The following is a 16,360-nucleotide window of genomic DNA, read 5'->3' as shown; positions in this document are numbered from 1 at the left end:
TTTTGGAAATGATATATTGAATTTAGGTTTCAAAAAAGGAGAAAGTGATGATGGAAAATAATGTCTCGGTGTTTCTTGTCGTATGCTTTACCGCGATGGTGGGATTTGCGGCTGGGTATTTTTTTTGGAAACAGCGGGAAAAGCTGAAGGAAGCCAAAAGGAAGCTGCATCCTTCAGAGCAGGAAAATGAAAAAGAAGAAGACAATGAATATGAAGAAGAAATCATGAACATTGTCAATGAAGGTCATGAACAGGGTGCGATCATGGAAGGCGAGGCCAAAATGATTACAAATATTTTTGAATTTGGAGACAAAGATGTAACTGATGTCATGACCTCCAGAAAGAAGATCGATGCCATTGAGGTTTCTGTATCCATTGAGAAAGCGCTGAGCTATATGCTGGATAAACCTTATTCCAGATATCCGCTTTACGAGGATGATATTGATAATATTATCGGCGTGCTGTATTTAAAAGATGTGATTGATGCGTATCTCAATAAAAAGGATGCAAAACTTTCAGAAGTTGCAAGGGAGCCTTTTTTTGTGCATCAGACGATGAACTTATCGGTATTATTCCAGGAGATGCAGACGAAAAAAATCCACATGGCAATTGTAATTGACGAATATAGTCAGACAGAGGGCCTTGTCTCAATGGAAGATATGCTGGAAGTGATTGTGGGAAATATTTGGGATGAGTATGATATTGAGGACCGCAACGTCACGAAGATTGGATGGGCCGATATATATCTCGTAAGAGGGAGCACGCGGCTGGAAGAATTAGAAGACGTTCTCGGAATTGAATTTGATGTGGAAGACGTTGAGACGCTGAATGGATTTTTGATTGATCATCTGGGGCATCTGCCGGAGGACAATGAAGAAATAGAAATATTATATGAAGGATATTCATTTCAGTCTGTTGATATTCATGATAAAATGATTCGACAGGTAAAAGTGGAAAAAAGAAAAAGGAAGGAAGAAAAAGATGTCAGGACACAGTAAATTTGCAAACATTAAACACAAGAAAGAAAAAAATGATGCGAAAAAAGGAAAAATTTTTACTGTCATCGGAAGAGAAATTGCGGTAGCAGTCAAAGAGGGAGGTCCGGATCCGGATAATAACAGCAGACTTCGTGACGTTATTGCCAAGGCAAAGGCAAATAATATGCCGAATGATACCATCGAGCGCGGAATTAAAAAAGCAGCGGGAGATGCAGACTCCGTGAATTATGAGCAGATTACATATGAAGGATACGGTCCAAGCGGAGTTGCTATTATTGTTGATACTTTAACGGATAATAAAAATCGTACGGCATCCAACGTACGGAGCGCATTTACAAAGGGGAATGGAAATGTCGGAACGCCGGGATGTGTTTCCTATATGTTTGAGAAAAAAGGGCAGATTATTATTTCCAAGGAAGAGTGTGAAATGGAGTCGGACGATCTGATGATGATTGCGCTGGACGCGGGCGCGGAGGACTTTGTGGAAGAAGAGGATAGCTTTGAGGTACTAACTGCGCCGGATGATTTCAGCCGGGTAAGAGAAACCCTCGAAAAAGAGGGAATCCCGATGGCAGATGCCAATGTAACAATGATTCCGGGAACGATGGTGCAGTTAACCAGTGAAGACGATATTAAGAGTCTTCAAAAAACGTTGGATTTGCTGGATGAAGATGATGATGTTCAAGAAGTGTATCACAACTGGGACGAGTAAATTTGATAAATGCCGGTATTGCCTGTGTCAAGGGCTTTGCCGGCATTTTTCTATTTGAAGTTAAAGGTATTTACTTGATTCTAAAACTGCCGTTTATTCAACACAGCAATGCTTACAATGAGACAAGAAACACACATTAAAATTGTGATCAGAAGTGCTGCTCTATAAATTTCTATTGATTGGGCTCCGGTGAGCAAGGGGGCACTTTTCATGAAGGCAATAGGGTTGTAGGTTCTGATTTTTGGGAAAAGGCTAAGAAGATACATGCCGAAAACACTGCCGCCTGTTCCCAGGAGCACTCCGGTATGGCTTTTGCTAAGAGCGGAAAATAGTACCATAACACATATGGTCCATATTCCGAAGAGCCACCAATGAACTGCTGCCGGCGCCAATCTAACCACAATCCTGTTATTCCAAAAATAAGAGTTATATCCATAAGTAACAGCAAAGCATAGCCAATAGTCGAGGGTCCATGCAAAAAGCATTGCAGCAAATTTTGCAAGAACGACTTTAGAGCGGGAAAGTCCTTTGGTTAACATGAGAATAAGTGTACCTGACTGATATTCTCTTGTGAAAATACCGCTGAAGATTAACACAAATATAAGGAAAGCGATCTCAATGTTCTTGAAAAATTGTGTCCAGGAAGTAAGCGCATTGATTGTTACCTCTGTGACAAGGATTCCGTTGTCTGTCAGAGAACTGGAAAGCAGTTCAAGCATCCACGGTGTGAGTTTTGCAATCGCCGGATTCATAATACCGAAAATTAAAAACAAAATACTGAGAACTGTGAGCTTTCCGCTTCGAACAGATTCAAGCATCTCTTTTTTAAAAAAAGCAATCCACGATTTCATTTTGATATCACCTCCATAAACAGAGATTCCAAAGAAGATTCGGCACATTCGATTTTAGAAATCGGTATTTTATGTTTTGTAATAACTGAAAGCACCTGAAACATTTCGGATGTATCGCCAGAGAAGACAAGGGTATCTTTTTCGGTAAGCTGAGCTTCTGTAAATATCGCAGAAAGAAATTCAGCAGCTTTTGTGTTTGTGGTTTCCACAATGAATTTATGGGAATGACACTCTCTTTTTAGGTTAGAAACAGATCCCTGCACAGCAATTTTTCCGTTGTTTAAGAAAGCGACATCAGTGCAGATTCGTTCGACATCCGACAAAATATGTGTTGAAAATAATACCGTTGTCTGTTTTCTGGCAGAAAGAAGAATATCAAGAATTTCTTTTCTTCCAATCGGGTCAAGTGCTGAGGTTGGTTCATCGCAAATTAAAATTTTCGGGCGCCCAAGAAGCGCCTGAGCGATCCCGAATCTTTGTTTCATTCCTCTGGAAAAACCTTTGATGCGATGATGTTCTTTCGGGAGACCTACAAGAGAAAGAAGTTCCTTGCTTCTCCTGTCAATATCCTTACTTTTCATTTCCAAACTTTCACCGCACAATTTCAAGTATTCTTCGGCTGTCATAAATGAATAGAATTCTGGAACATCGGGGAGATAACCAACATAGCGATTTGTTAAGGTTTGCCCATATCTGACTTTATGACCGGATATTACTATTTCTCCGCTGTCTGTTTTTAGAAGTCCCAGAATCAATTTCATTGTTGTCGTTTTGCCGGCACCGTTTTTTCCCACAAAACCAAAAACGCTGTGTTCGGGAATTGATAGATTTAATCCTGTCAAAACTTCTTTATCTCCAAAACGCTTTTTTAAATTTGTAATACGGAGCATATCCATATTAAGAATCCTCCTTAACTTTATATCATCACGCAGCGTCACAAGCAAGACGTTACGCAGGGGGATTTTTTAAATCAGTAATCTAAATTCTAACACAAAAGCCCTAAAATGTCTTTTGCATAAAATTTTTGTGCAAAATACCGATAAATGAGGTTTATTAATTGAAATAGTTTGTTGAAAATGTTATAATAAAATTATAGCAATGAAATACAAATTATGAAGGAGGGAGAGCCGATGGAACTGAAAAAGCTGCAGTATGTAGTCGAAGATGGGATTGGAATCATTACTATGAACTACATGAAAAATCTGAATGCGATCGATGATCAAATGGCAGATGAACTAATGTACGTTGTGGATGCATGTGAGAAAGATCCTGAGGTAAAGGTTGTTGTTCTGCGAGGAATGCCAAAAGCATTCTCTGCCGGCGGTGATATTGGTTATTTTTATCATCTGATTCAGCAGGGCGGAGAAGTGAATATGGATTCTTTGATCGGGAAAGTCGGGAATGTGACAGACGGGCTGAAGCGGATGAGCAAGCTGGTCATTTCCAGTGTCAGCGGTGCGGCTGCCGGTGCGGGTGTGAGTCTGGCATTTTCTGCAGATTTTGTTGTATGTGCGGACAATGCAAAATTCATTATGGCATTTGTCAATCTTGGATTAGTTCCCGATACCGGAGGAACCTATTTATTCGCAAAAAGTCTGGGAACACAGCGTGCAATGGAACTTTGCATCACCGGTCGTCCGATGAAGGCAGAGCAAGCAAAGGAAGCCGGTATGGTTTATGATGTTGTTCCGGCAGAGGAGCTGGATGACGCTGTAATGAAGCTTGCAAAGAAATTTGCCTCAGGACCTTTGCTTTCCTACAAAAACATCAAGAAACAAATGTATCAGGCAAGTCTTGCAGACTATAAAAAGTACTTGGATGAGTGTGAAATTCCTACGCAACGTGAATGTGCTGCTTCCGATGATTTTATAGAAGGTGTAAAAGCTTTTATGGAAAAGCGAAAAGCAGAATTTAAGGGTAAGTAAAAGAAGTCGATTTCAGTGAATGTGGAAACCCCGAGGATGAAGCGAACGTCCGATTGTCTGGGTGGAAGGAGGTAAGCATTTGAAATCAAAAGTAGTGACAAGGGAAGAAGCTCTATCGAAGTTTCAGAACGGACAAACGATCATGTTTGGAGACTGGCATGGAGAGTTTGCCGCGGATGAAATCATTGATGGAATGCTGGAGAAAGGCATCAGGGATATTGATGCCATTGCAGTTTCAGCCGGAATGCCGGATCAAGGTCTTGGAAAGCTGATTTATGATCACAGAGTGAAACATTTGATTACAACGCATATCGGGCTGAACCCGGTGGCCAGAGACCAGATGTTTGCGGGAGAGCTGGAAATTGAATTTAGCCCGCAGGGTACTTTTGCGGAACGTATTCGGTGCGGAGGTGCAGGACTTGGAGGATGTCTGACCCCGACAGGCGTTGGAACGGATGTGGAGGAAGGAAAAGAAAAATTTACGATTAACGGAAAAGAATATTTGCTGGAGCTCCCCCTTCATGCAGATGTGGCGCTTATCAAGGCAACCAAAGCGGACAAAGCCGGAAATATTTCCTTCCGTATGAATTCCAGAGCAACCAATAGTACAATGGCATTGGCAGCAGATGTGGTGATCGTGGAAGTTGAGGAAATTGTAGAGGTCGGAGAGCTGGGTCCGGAGGAAATTGATGTTCCGGCACCTGTCATTGATATGGTTTATGAGAGAACCGGAGAAAAAAGACCGATGTGTCCAATGTGGAAGCGCGCGAAGGCGAAAGCAGAAGGGGGGGAATAGCGATGGCAGGATTGACAGGACGTGCATTGATTGCATCCCGATGCGCAAAGTTTTTTAAGGATGGTGATTTTGTTAATCTTGGGATTGGACTTCCGTTGATGTGTGTAAATTATCTTCCGGAAGGCGTAGATCTATGGCTGGAGGCAGAGATTGGAACCGTAGGAAGTGGTCCTTCTCCCAGTTGGGATGAGGCAGATATTGATATTATCGACGCAGGCGGACAGCCGGCTTCTGTGATTGTCGGTGGAAGCGTTTATGATCATGAAATGTCTTTTGCTTTTATTCGCGGCGGACATATTGACGCAGCTGTCTTAGGCACACTTCAGGTGGATCAGGAAGGCAATATTGCAAACTGGACCATTCCCGGGAAATTAGTTCCCGGGATGGGCGGCGCAATGGACTTATGTGCCGGTGTTAAAAAAATTATTGTTGCCACAGATCACTGTGAAAAAAGCGGAAAGTCAAAAATTTTAAAGAAATGTACGCTTCCGCTGACCGGTGCAAAATGCGTGACAGATATTGTAACGGAAAAATGCTATTTTGAAGTAACGGCAGAAGGGCTTGTTTTGAGGGAGATCGCAGAAGGGTATACGGTGGATGATATTTTGGCATGTACCGAGGCTGATGTTATAGTTCCGGATGAAATTGGCGTGATGAAATAAAAGAAAAGGGCGGTATCGTTGAAGGAAGGCAGATACCGCCTTTGAAGTTATCGTAAAATGTAGGACTTTACCGGATGACCAACTGGATTATAGGAGAGCGTTTGGTCGTAAAATCGGATGAGAGTATCCAGTTTGGAGGCGATAAATTTTTGAAGAATTTCGGCAGAAGTAATCTGGTTTAGATAGTCAATCTGATCGAATGCCTGTTTATAAAGCTCGGAGCCTCCGGTAAAATAGTGATCGGAGCTGGATGCCAGACGTTGGGCATAGCGATTTGCACGAATTTGATGATGTTCCAGAAGATATTCTCCGTTGCGGATTTTTCGGCCGATTAAAAAATTCACAGGTTCCTGATTGGACGGATTGGACGTCATTTTCACTAAAAATGTTTGAAAAAAAGAAGCATCCAAGGTGTTTTTTTGATGGAGATATTCGCAGACAATGGTTTCTATGGCAATTGTTTTCGAGAAAAGCTCATTGGGATTTTGAACAAGGATCTGGTTGGCGCCAAAAGTAACTGCGATCCCGTTGGCAAAAGGAAAAAGTTTTTGGGGATTTCTTCCAACATCTTCTATATAGTGTCCATGTTCTTTGATGGAAGCTTTTGAATCTGCAATGGCAACAATTCCATCTCTTGCTTTAAAAATACCGGTAAATGACATGATGATAAACTCCTTCTTTCCTGAATGAGACATAGTTGTTTTCTATGATTATAACAGGAAAAGCGACGGAAGTCAGCAGCGATGGGCGGTATTTTCAGCTTATGCTAAAATAGGAGAAGAAAGAACAAATGTGAAGACAGGAAAGAGAAGTTTTGGAAAAAATTGATCAGGTGATTGAATCAGATTCTTAAAAAAGTATCTGGGAAATTGGACTGGGAATTTATGCCGACGTCCTTAGATCAGGTTTGTGTCTGTCGGATGGAAGTGAAAAAAATGTCCTGTAAGGTGCACTGGAGAGAGCATCACAAGAAAGAGATCTAATGAGAATAAATGTTGAAATCCCATGATTTTGATGGTATACTTTCTTTGATTGCGTAGCAGTGGCAATCGAAACTGAATCAAAGAAAACTTCAGATAAAGAGGAGAATCATATGAGTATCAAAATTGGAATTATGGGATATGGAAATTTGGGACGAGGAGTTGAATGTGCCATCAGACAGAATCCTGATATGGAACTTGCGGCAGTCTTTACAAGAAGAGATCCGAAAACTGTGACGATTCTCACAGAATCCGCAAAAGTATGTAAAGTAGATGAGGCGCCGAATTGGAAAGATAAAATTGATGTTATGATTTTGTGCGGAGGAAGTGCGACAGATCTGCCAGTACAGACTCCGGAGTTTGCGAAGATGTTTAATGTGGTAGACAGCTTCGATACACACGCGAGAATTCCGGAACATTTTGCCAATGTAGATGCAGCGGCAAAAGAAGGAAAAAAAGTCGGAATTATTTCCGTTGGCTGGGATCCGGGAATGTTCTCTTTAAACCGTATGTATGCCAATGCAATTCTTCCGGAAGGGAAGGATTATACATTCTGGGGAAGAGGTGTCAGTCAGGGACACTCCGATGCAATTCGGCGCGTCAATGGGGTAAAAGATGGAAAGCAATATACAATTCCGGCAGAAGCTGCTCTGGAGGCAGTAAGAAATGGTGAGAATCCAGAGCTGACAACAAGAGAGAAACATACGAGAGAATGTTTTGTTGTATTGGAAGATGGAGCGGATGCCGCCAGAGTAGAAGAAGAAATCAAGTCCATGCCAAATTATTTTGCCGATTACGATACAACCGTACACTTTATCAGTCAGGAAGAGCTGGATCGTGATCACAGTGCAATTCCTCATGGCGGATTTGTATTAAGAAGCGGCTGCACCGGATGGAACAAAGAAAATCAACACTTGATTGAGTATCGTTTAAAGTTAGATTCAAATCCGGAATTTACATCCAGCGTGATTGTAGCATATGCAAGAGCTGCATACAAATTATGGAAAGAGGGACAGAGCGGATGTAAGACGGTATTTGATATTGCACCGGCTGATTTAAGTCCAAAATCAGGGGAAGAACTGAGAAAAGATCTGTTATAAAAGAGTTAAAGATGATTAGAAAAAAATAAACAGACTAAATTTTTTTCTATTTCTCATTCAGGAAAAGGAAAAATATCAAAACCGAATATTCATTTATACAGAATTTATGGGGATGTTTTCTGAGAATTTTTAGTTTAGCTCGCGCAATTCGTTGATTTTGTGCGGGCTAAATTCATTTAACGCATACGAAATATCGTTTTGACATCTCTGTTTTCAAGAATTGAAATGATTTCCTTTCTGTTTTTGACTGAGAACAGAATGAAATAAATCTAAAACTTATGAATATTTCATAAAGTTCCACATAAACATCTTGATTTCGTTGGATACTAACGATATAATTTTTTACAAGTAAAGAGAAAGAAGGGAATTGTTATGTATTTTCCGTTTGGTAGTTTTTATTTTGACAGAACCTATATTCTGGTCTTAATTGGTGTAATTATTACAATGGTTGCATCCTCTAAAATGAATTCTACATTTCGCAGATATCAGAGGGTGAGATGTCATTGTGGACTGACTGGATCTCAGGCAGCAGAGAGAATCCTGAGACAGGCAGGAATTTTTGATGTGTCTGTTGAGAGAGTAGGAGGAGAACTGACGGATCACTATGATCCAAGAAGTAAAGTTCTTCGTCTTTCCGATTCCACCTATGGATCTGATTCCATTGCGGCGATTGGAGTCGCGGCTCATGAGTGCGGGCATGCCATTCAACACCAGCAAAATTATGCGCCGTTAACAATTCGGGGAGCGTTAGTTCCTGCGGTAAATTTGGGCTCAGGATTATCTTGGATTTTTATTATCGGAGGAATTTTTCTTGGTATGAATCAGACGCTGATCAATGTGGGAATTGTTCTGTTTTCACTGGCAGTATTATTTCAGTTGATTACATTGCCGGTGGAATTCAATGCTTCCTCCCGTGCTTTGAAAATTCTTGGAAATACAGGAATTATGTATGGAGAAGAAGTAGAGCAGACGCGGAAGGTGTTGTCGGCAGCAGCTCTCACTTATGTTGCCAGCGCTGCAGCAGCAATTTTAAGTTTGCTGCGTTTGATTCTATTGTTCGGTGGAAGAGATCGAGATTAATTGAAAAGTCTTTGCAAAGAAAAAATGCCTGGTGAATACCGGGCATTTTCAATGTTTCAAAGCAAAGAGACTAAAAGTTGTGCAAAATATATAAAAATAAATGAAAAATAGTTTTTAAAAAATACATATAGCACAATAGAACTTGACTTTTCCTGTGGAATCTATTATGATGAGAATAGAATAATTGGTAGAACCAATTTAAATAAGGAGGGCTCCAATCAATGACAGAACTTGAACTGCTGTTAAGAAAAGTACAGAAAGGTGAAGTGTCAGTACGGGAGGCGGCGAGGTTTTTGCGCAGGCAGCCTTTTGAAGATTTAGGGTATGCCAAAATTGATACTCACAGAAAACTTCGTTCAGGATTTCCGGAAGTTGTATTTTGCAGCGGGAAAGCAGACGAGCATTTACTTCAAATCATTGGGAAGTTATATGAAGAGGAAGGGGAGGTGTTTGGAACTCGTGCATCCAAATACCAGTATGAGCTGCTGAAAAAATATTATCCGGAAATTCAATATGATGAGATTTCCCGTATTGTTAAAATCGAGAAACAGAGAAAGAAACGGACAGGCAAGATTGCAGTCTGTACTGCGGGAACCGCGGACATTCCGACAGCGGAAGAAGCCGCGCAGACCGCAGAATTTTTCGGAAATTTTGTGGAGCGTATTTATGATGTCGGGGTCAGTGGAATCCATCGGTTGTTTGCGAGAATCGAGACAATTCAAAGCGCCAACTGCATTGTTGTGGCAGCGGGGATGGAAGGGGCGCTGGCAAGTGTCATCGGAGGTTTGGTAGATAAACCGGTAATTGCAGTTCCTACGTCCATCGGATATGGCGCCAATTTGAACGGAATATCTGCATTGCTGACAATGATTAATTCCTGTGCCAACGGGGTTGCTGTTGTGAACATTGACAATGGATACGGAGCAGGATATATGGCGTCGCAGATTAACCGAATGGGGGTATATAATGGGTAAAACGTTATATTTAGAATGTCAGAGCGGAATCAGCGGAGATATGTTTGTAGGTGCACTGCTGGACCTTGGTGCAGATAAAGAAAAATTAATTCAGGTGTTGGAACAATTACCGGAAGAGGGATTTCAGATTGAAATCTGCAGGAAAAAGAAAGCCGGGATTGAAGGGTACGATTTTCATGTGATCTTGGATCAAGCGCATGAAAATCATGATCATGATATGAAATATCTCCATGGACATATGCACAAGGATGAAAGAAGCAATCCGGAAGAAATTCATCATGTTCCTCATCATGACCATCGGAACCTTTCGGAGTGTCTTTCCATAATTGAACATTCCGGACTTACGGATCGGGCAAAAAAGATTGCAGCGGATATTTTCCGAATTCTGGCGCAGGCAGAGGCAAAAGCGCATGGGGAATCCATCGAATCTGTCCATTTTCATGAAGTTGGAGCCATTGATTCGATTGCGGATATTTGTGCGGCGGCATTTTGCATAGATGATCTGCAAATTGAAAATGTTATCATTCCGGAACTTTGTGAAGGGAAAGGCATGATAAGATGTCAGCACGGGATTCTTTCAATTCCCGTTCCGGCTGTGTTAAATATTGTGCAGCAGCATCAGCTGCCACTTCGTTTGGTTGAGGTACAGGGAGAATTGGTGACTCCGACAGGCGCCGCGATTGCAGCGGCAATTAAGACTTCCGACCGGATCCCCGAAGTTTTTCAGGTGCAAAAGATTGGAATCGGTCTTGGAAAACGCCAATACCAGCGTCCGAGTCTCCTGCGAGGGATGCTGATTTGTTCCAAAGAAAATTGCAGAGATCAGATTTTGAAATTGGAAGCCAATATTGATGATTCCTGCGGAGAAGTACTGGGTTATGCCATGGAGCGTTTATTTGAAGCAGGGGCAAAGGATGTTCATTATTTTCCGGTGTATATGAAGAAAAATCGTCCGGCATATCAGTTAAATGTTCTTTGTGATAAAAAAGATCGGGAGAAACTGGAAAGAATCATATTCAAGGAAACCACAACCATTGGAATACGTTGCATTTCCATGGAGCGAACCATTCTTGAACGAAGAGCAGAAACCATTGAGACGCAGTTGGGAACAGCGCAGCTGAAAGTTTGTCAGTATGAAGGCGAAGAATTTGCCTATCCGGAATATGATTCGATAAGAGCGATTAGCAGACAGCAAGGGGTTTCATATCGGGAGGTTTATGAAGAAGTTTGCAGAAAGTGGAAAGATGAGAATGAAAAATAGTCAGGAGAAATTTCAGGATCTCAGGCGGCGGATGAAAAGTTATGCGAAAGAGGATGTGATGCTTGCGTTTTCCGGGGGAGTTGACAGCAGCTTCCTGCTTTGGATGGCTTGTGAGCAGGCGAAAGTATATGGCACAAAAGTTTATGCTGCGTATTTGCAGACGATGCTTCATCCATCTGGCGAGAAACAGGCGGCAGCGAAAGAAGCCAAAAAAGCCGGAGCCATCTTTCTGGAGCTAAAGATTGATGAACTTACCGATGCGGGAATCAAAGAGAATCCAAATGATCGGTGCTATCGCTGTAAGAAATTTTTGTTTCAGAAAATAAAAGAGCTGGCAGATAAGCTTGAGGTTTCTGTTGTTATGGAAGGAACCAATGAGGATGATCTTCATGTTTGGAGACCGGGGATCAAAGCGGTCAGGGAGCTTAAGATTCTAAGCCCTTTAGCAGATGCAGGACTTACAAAGAAGGAAATTCGGCAGTTTGCGAAAGAATATCACATTTCGGTCTCCAATAAACCTTCAATGCCCTGTCTTGCGACACGGTTTCCCTATGGAACAGAGCTTTCTTATGAGAAATTAAAACGAGTGGATCAGGCAGAAAGGTATTTGCGCAATCTGGGGCTCTATAATGTCAGGGCTCGGATTCATGGAGAGACGGCACGAATAGAGGCCGATCCAGATTCCTTTGCCTGTGTCATGGAACATCGGGAATCTGTGGTTTCTCATTTAAAGCAGCTTGGATATTCCTATGTGACATTGGATCTGGAAGGTTTTCGATCCGGAAGTATGGATATTTATATTCAGAAAGAGGAAGGAGGATTTTAAAATGCATATGGCAGATGCGCTGGTATCGCCGACAGTAGCCGGAACAATGTATGTATGTTCTGCGGCGGCGATGACATATTCAATGAAAAAAGTTCATTTAGAGACAGACACAAAAAAAATACCGATGATGGGAGTAATGGGGGCATTTGTATTTGCGGCACAGATGATAAACTTTACCATTCCGGGAACGGGGTCTTCCGGTCATTTGTGCGGAGGGATGATGCTGTCGGCAATTTTAGGTCCTTTTGCCGGTTTTCTTACAATGATCGGCGTACTTTTGGTACAATGCTTATTATTTGCAGACGGAGGTCTTTTGGCTCTTGGAGCGAATATCTTTAACATGGCATTTTACGGGTGCTTTGTTGGAGGATGGGTGATCTGGAGACTTGCAATGCGCCGTGGAATTTCAAAACCCAGGATTATGTTCGCATCGGTTCTTGGCTGTGTCTTTACTTTGCAGATGGGTGCATTTTCTGTGACCCTTGAAACTCTGGCATCTGGAATTACAGAGCTTCCGTTTGCGGTATTCGCGGGAATGATGCAACCGATTCATCTGGTCATTGGTCTGGTGGAAGGATTGATTACTGCAGCGGTTCTGTGTTTTATTTATGAGGCAAGACCGGAGCTTTTGTGGACCAGCCAAAAGGTTCACGGAAAACTATCCTACAAAGGTACGGTTGTAATTTTAACAGGAGCTGTCTTTGTCATTGGAGGACTGCTGTCCCTTGTGGCATCTTCCAATCCAGACGGTTTGGAATGGTCTATGGAAAAAGTGGCAGGAACTGCAGAATTAGGTGCCAGCGGTATTTTTTATACAATATCAAAAAATATACAGGAGATTACAGCAGTGCTGCCGGATTATTCTTTTCGAGGGAGTCATGGAGCGGCAGGCACATCCTTTTCGGGGATTGTGGGCGCCTTGATTGTGGCAGCAGTATGTATCCTGCTTTGTATATTGCTGCAGTCATTAAAAAAACGGAAAGCGAAGAAACTGTGAATCGGATAAGAAATACAATCTATGAACTGCATTATTTAGACGATATGGCATCAAAAGATCAGTGGATGCAAAGGCTGCATCCACTGTCAAAGCTTTTGGTGACTTTTTTCTATATTTTAACCGTAATATCCTTTGATAAATATGATGGTATCGGTCTTTTTGGCATGGGTTTTTATCTGCTCTTTATGTATACATTGAGTGGGATTTCTATAAAACGGACAGTGGGAAAATTAAAGGTGGTTTTTTTCCTGACGGCTGCCGTAGGGATTGCGAATCCCTTTTTTGACCATCGGATCATACTGCAAATGGGAGCTTTTGCAGTAACAGGAGGGGGCGTATCTATGATAACATTAATGTTAAAAGGAATCTATGCGATTTTAGCGTCTTATTTGTTCATTGCGACCACGTCAATGGATCAGATCTGTTATGGGCTCCAGTGTCTTCGTGTGCCAAAAAGTTTTTTGACCATGCTTCTTTTGATGGAACGTTATATCATTGTTCTTTTGAAGGAAGCCGAGAGGATTACATTGGCTTATGAAATGCGCGCGCCAAAACAGAAAGGGATTCACTGGAAGGCTTGGGGATCTTTGGCCGGGCAAATGCTTTTGCGAAGCGTGGACCGGGCGCAGGTGGTATATGAAAGTATGCTTTTGCGGGGCTATGATGGGACATTTCGGATCAAATATAGCACAAAAGGAAGGGCGTCGGACATATGTTATACATTCTTCTGGGTACTTTGTTTTTGGCTTTACCGTCAAATTCCGTTGTTTTGGATTATTGGGCGGTTTGCCGGATTTTAAGAGTGGCATGGGAGACGTCGGCAGAAAGGATATGGAGTGTTATGAAAAAAATCGAAGCAAAGAATTTATCGTTTGCTTATCATGAAAAAGAAGCGGTTCTTAAAAATATTTTTTTTCAGGTAGAGGAGGGGGAAACTATAGGGCTGATCGGTGCCAATGGTGTTGGTAAATCCACAATGTTAAAGCTTCTGGTAGGTATCCTGACGGAATACCGGGGGGAGCTGTCTGTATGCGGAATGTCAGTGGAAAAGGAAAATCTTGCACAAATTCGTGAAAAAATCGGATATGTCTTCCAGGATTCGGATAGTCAGCTTTTTATGTCAACAATTTATGAAGATGTGGCGTTTGCGCCGAGAAATTACGGGTACTCTGAGCAGGAAGTGGAAGAGAGAGTACAAGCAGCGCTGTCTGCAGTACATATTGAAAAGATTCAAAAAAAACAAATTTATCAGCTTTCCGGAGGTGAAAAAAAACTTGCTTCCATTGCGACAATTTTATCTATGAAGCCCGAAATTATTCTGCTGGATGAACCGTCGGTAGCCTTGGATCCGAGGAATCGAAGAAATTTAATTTATGTTCTAAAAGAACTTCCCGGAACTAAAATCATTGCTTCTCATGATTTGGACTTGATTTTTGATATTTGTGATCGTACAATTCTTTTATCTGATGGAAAAATTGTCAGAGACGGAGACAGTAAAATACTGTTGACGGATCAAGTGTTATTAGAACAGCATGGCTTGGAACTTCCATTGTCTATGCAGCATCGTTAAAGGAGCAGAATCAATGATGTTACAGTACATACTTCCTGTAGTTGTCTGGATTCCCTTGGGAATTTATCTTTTTGTTTAATACGAAGATCCTTAATGCTTTTTCATTTAGAGGAGCACCGGCATCTTTGCATTGGAATTTCTCTTGGTTTGACTGGATTTTTGATCTATAAGGGATGGAGAGTGTATGGACTTTGGGCGATGCTGACGATTCATTTTCTCACCGTGTGTGCCATCATGGAAATCGTCTGGAAGACGGCAAAAAAATATTTGAAACAGGGGACAGCAAAGAAAGCTTTACTGTTTTTATATCGAAGTTGCCTGCTTAGTTGGATTGCAATAGTTTTTGTCTGTGGTTACGGATCTTATCATATTCGGGATGTCCGGGAAACCGGATATGAATTAAAGACCAAAAAGAAGCTTCCGAAATCGGTGAAAATAATTCAAATTTCGGATCTTCATGCAGGAACAACTATGTGAAGATTAGCTTAACGCAGCATTACCAAAAGTAAACGCTTTACATGAAAGATTTCATGTGTACTGAAAGGGTTTGTTTTGGATAAGGAATGGAGTTGGAAAAAGAAATTTGAAAAAGAAGAGGATCAGAATATGGCTGGAAAATTTTATGCAGTAAAAAAGGGAAGAACTCTGGGTATATATCAAACATGGGATGCGTGTAAGGCACAGGTTTCAGGATTTCCCAACGCAAGATATAAGGGATTTCAGACAAAGGAGGAAGCAGAAGCTTTTTTGGCTTCGGATGAAAATCAACAGATGGTTGTGGATGAAAAGACGCTGATTGCTTATGTAGACGGAAGCTATGATCATAGTCAAAAAAAGTTTTCCTATGGAATGGTTTTGATTTGGCAGGGATCAGAAAAATATTTTGCAGAAGCATATACAGATTCCAGTCTGATCTCCATGAGAAATGTAGCCGGAGAAATTAAAGGAGCAAAGGCAGCCATGGATTATGCGATCAATCATAGTTATAAAAAGATTGCAATTTATTATGACTATGAGGGAATTGAGAAATGGTGTACCGGAGAGTGGGCTGCAAAAAAAGAGGGAACAAAAGCCTATTGTCAATTTTTTGAGCGGGCAAAAAAATCCTTGCAGATTAAATTTGTAAAGGTAAAAGGACATTCCAGTGATTTGCATAATGATATGGCAGATATGCTTGCCAAGACAGCTCTTGGAATCGGAGACGGCAGTTTTCAGCCTCTGTCCAATGGTGAGTTTAAAAAAATAGAAAGAGAAACAATTCCAAATTGATGAGTAAACTTTTTGAGAATAAATTTTTTCGGATTCCTTCGACAAATATTTTGGAAGAAATTCGTTATAATATCCCAGATCAAGGGTTTTATTACCTGATTTCAGAAAAAAATATGAAATAGTTTCAAGGAGTGATTTTATTTTAAGAAAAAAACTAAGGAAAGCCGGGATATTCTTCGTGTTGGTGATGTCAGTTTTATTCTGAAAGGTACAAAATAAAGCAGAAGCAAATGATGCTGTGAAGGTCGAAGCTTTTCAACTCAATCAAAAGACTAAAGTGAAACGTCCCCGCTAGCATAGACACCCAAAACGAAAGGATTCTATCCAGTTCTTAGTTTTTCTTGATTTTTCTCGTTTTT

General features: G+C 41.3%; 18 protein-coding genes. 15 read left to right on the top strand and 3 right to left on the bottom strand.

Annotation, left to right across the window (positions count from 1 at the left end):
- Positions 1-47 precede the first annotated feature (47 nt).
- Both AC27EF_RS06825 and AC27EF_RS06820 read left to right on the top strand, forming a co-directional pair.
- Positions 48-998 carry a hemolysin family protein gene (locus AC27EF_RS06825; protein WP_487109833.1) on the top strand — a complete coding sequence of 317 codons (951 nt, stop codon included), beginning with the start codon at positions 48-50 and terminating at the stop codon, positions 996-998.
- Positions 982-1,710, top strand: a complete 729-nt coding sequence (locus AC27EF_RS06820; protein ID WP_487109831.1) for a YebC/PmpR family DNA-binding transcriptional regulator — start codon at positions 982-984, stop codon at positions 1,708-1,710. The genes AC27EF_RS06825 and AC27EF_RS06820 overlap by 17 nt, the downstream gene beginning before the upstream one ends.
- Before the next feature lie 80 nt (positions 1,711-1,790).
- Here AC27EF_RS06820 and AC27EF_RS06815 read toward each other — a convergent pair whose 3' ends face one another.
- A complete protein-coding gene (locus AC27EF_RS06815) occupies positions 1,791-2,561 on the bottom strand; it encodes an ABC transporter permease (RefSeq protein ID WP_487109829.1) in 771 nt (256 codons plus the stop codon).
- A complete protein-coding gene (locus AC27EF_RS06810) occupies positions 2,558-3,457 on the bottom strand; it encodes an ABC transporter ATP-binding protein (protein ID WP_487109827.1) in 900 nt (299 codons plus the stop codon). The genes AC27EF_RS06815 and AC27EF_RS06810 overlap by 4 nt, the downstream gene beginning before the upstream one ends.
- Before the next feature lie 234 nt (positions 3,458-3,691).
- On the opposite strand from AC27EF_RS06810, the gene AC27EF_RS06805 reads away from it, so the two are divergent.
- The 3 genes from AC27EF_RS06805 to AC27EF_RS06795 all read left to right on the top strand — a co-directional run bounded on the left by AC27EF_RS06805 (position 3,692) and on the right by AC27EF_RS06795 (position 5,944).
- Positions 3,692-4,486, top strand: a complete 795-nt coding sequence (locus tag AC27EF_RS06805) for an enoyl-CoA hydratase/isomerase family protein (protein WP_487109825.1) — start codon at positions 3,692-3,694, stop codon at positions 4,484-4,486.
- 79 nt (positions 4,487-4,565) lie between these two features.
- Positions 4,566-5,282, top strand: coding sequence for a 3-oxoacid CoA-transferase subunit A (locus AC27EF_RS06800; protein WP_487109823.1), 717 nt, complete (start codon positions 4,566-4,568; stop codon positions 5,280-5,282).
- A 2-nt stretch (positions 5,283-5,284) separates the two neighbouring features.
- Positions 5,285-5,944 (top strand): 3-oxoacid CoA-transferase subunit B, encoded by a 660-nt coding sequence (locus tag AC27EF_RS06795; RefSeq protein ID WP_487109821.1) that lies wholly within the window; start codon positions 5,285-5,287, stop codon positions 5,942-5,944.
- A 47-nt stretch (positions 5,945-5,991) separates the two neighbouring features.
- Here AC27EF_RS06795 and AC27EF_RS06790 read toward each other — a convergent pair whose 3' ends face one another.
- On the bottom strand, positions 5,992-6,606 hold the full coding sequence (locus tag AC27EF_RS06790) for a hypothetical protein (protein ID WP_487109819.1): 615 nt from the start codon (positions 6,604-6,606) through the stop codon (positions 5,992-5,994).
- A 431-nt stretch (positions 6,607-7,037) separates the two neighbouring features.
- Here AC27EF_RS06790 and AC27EF_RS06785 point away from each other — a divergent pair, with 431 nt between their 5' ends.
- The 10 genes from AC27EF_RS06785 to AC27EF_RS06740 all read left to right on the top strand — a co-directional run bounded on the left by AC27EF_RS06785 (position 7,038) and on the right by AC27EF_RS06740 (position 16,001).
- Positions 7,038-8,024 (top strand): diaminopimelate dehydrogenase, encoded by a 987-nt coding sequence (locus AC27EF_RS06785; RefSeq protein WP_487109817.1) that lies wholly within the window; start codon positions 7,038-7,040, stop codon positions 8,022-8,024.
- Positions 8,025-8,396: 372 nt separating this feature from the next.
- Positions 8,397-9,104, top strand: coding sequence for a zinc metallopeptidase (locus AC27EF_RS06780; RefSeq protein WP_487109815.1), 708 nt, complete (start codon positions 8,397-8,399; stop codon positions 9,102-9,104).
- Between the two features lie 221 nt (positions 9,105-9,325).
- Entirely contained in the window at positions 9,326-10,078 is a 753-nt protein-coding gene (gene larB, locus AC27EF_RS06775; protein ID WP_487109813.1) for a nickel pincer cofactor biosynthesis protein LarB, read from the top strand.
- On the top strand, positions 10,071-11,339 hold the full coding sequence (larC, locus tag AC27EF_RS06770) for a nickel pincer cofactor biosynthesis protein LarC (RefSeq protein ID WP_487109811.1): 1,269 nt from the start codon (positions 10,071-10,073) through the stop codon (positions 11,337-11,339). Before larB ends, larC begins: the two co-directional genes overlap by 8 nt.
- The gene (larE, locus tag AC27EF_RS06765; protein WP_487109809.1) at positions 11,296-12,165 is read left to right on the top strand and encodes an ATP-dependent sacrificial sulfur transferase LarE; all 870 of its coding nucleotides are present in this window, start codon (positions 11,296-11,298) and stop codon (positions 12,163-12,165) included. The genes larC and larE overlap by 44 nt, the downstream gene beginning before the upstream one ends.
- Position 12,166: 1 nt before the next feature.
- Positions 12,167-13,162, top strand: coding sequence for an energy-coupling factor ABC transporter permease (locus tag AC27EF_RS06760; protein ID WP_487109807.1), 996 nt, complete (start codon positions 12,167-12,169; stop codon positions 13,160-13,162).
- Positions 13,159-13,962 carry a cobalt ECF transporter T component CbiQ gene (cbiQ, locus tag AC27EF_RS06755; protein WP_487109805.1) on the top strand — a complete coding sequence of 268 codons (804 nt, stop codon included), beginning with the start codon at positions 13,159-13,161 and terminating at the stop codon, positions 13,960-13,962. The genes AC27EF_RS06760 and cbiQ overlap by 4 nt, the downstream gene beginning before the upstream one ends.
- 41 nt (positions 13,963-14,003) lie before the next feature.
- A complete protein-coding gene (locus AC27EF_RS06750; RefSeq protein ID WP_487109803.1) occupies positions 14,004-14,732 on the top strand; it encodes an energy-coupling factor ABC transporter ATP-binding protein in 729 nt (242 codons plus the stop codon).
- A 93-nt stretch (positions 14,733-14,825) separates the two neighbouring features.
- Complete coding sequence (locus tag AC27EF_RS06745; protein ID WP_487109801.1) at positions 14,826-15,209, top strand: hypothetical protein; 384 nt, start codon at positions 14,826-14,828, stop codon at positions 15,207-15,209.
- 129 nt (positions 15,210-15,338) lie between these two features.
- The gene (locus AC27EF_RS06740; protein ID WP_487109799.1) at positions 15,339-16,001 is read left to right on the top strand and encodes a ribonuclease H1 domain-containing protein; all 663 of its coding nucleotides are present in this window, start codon (positions 15,339-15,341) and stop codon (positions 15,999-16,001) included.
- The last annotated feature ends 359 nt before the right edge of the window (positions 16,002-16,360 follow it).

The organism is Anaerostipes stercorihominis, from assembly GCF_057535655.1.
Note: the sequence above shows the minus strand (reverse complement) of the source record. Positions and strands in the feature narration are given on the sequence as shown.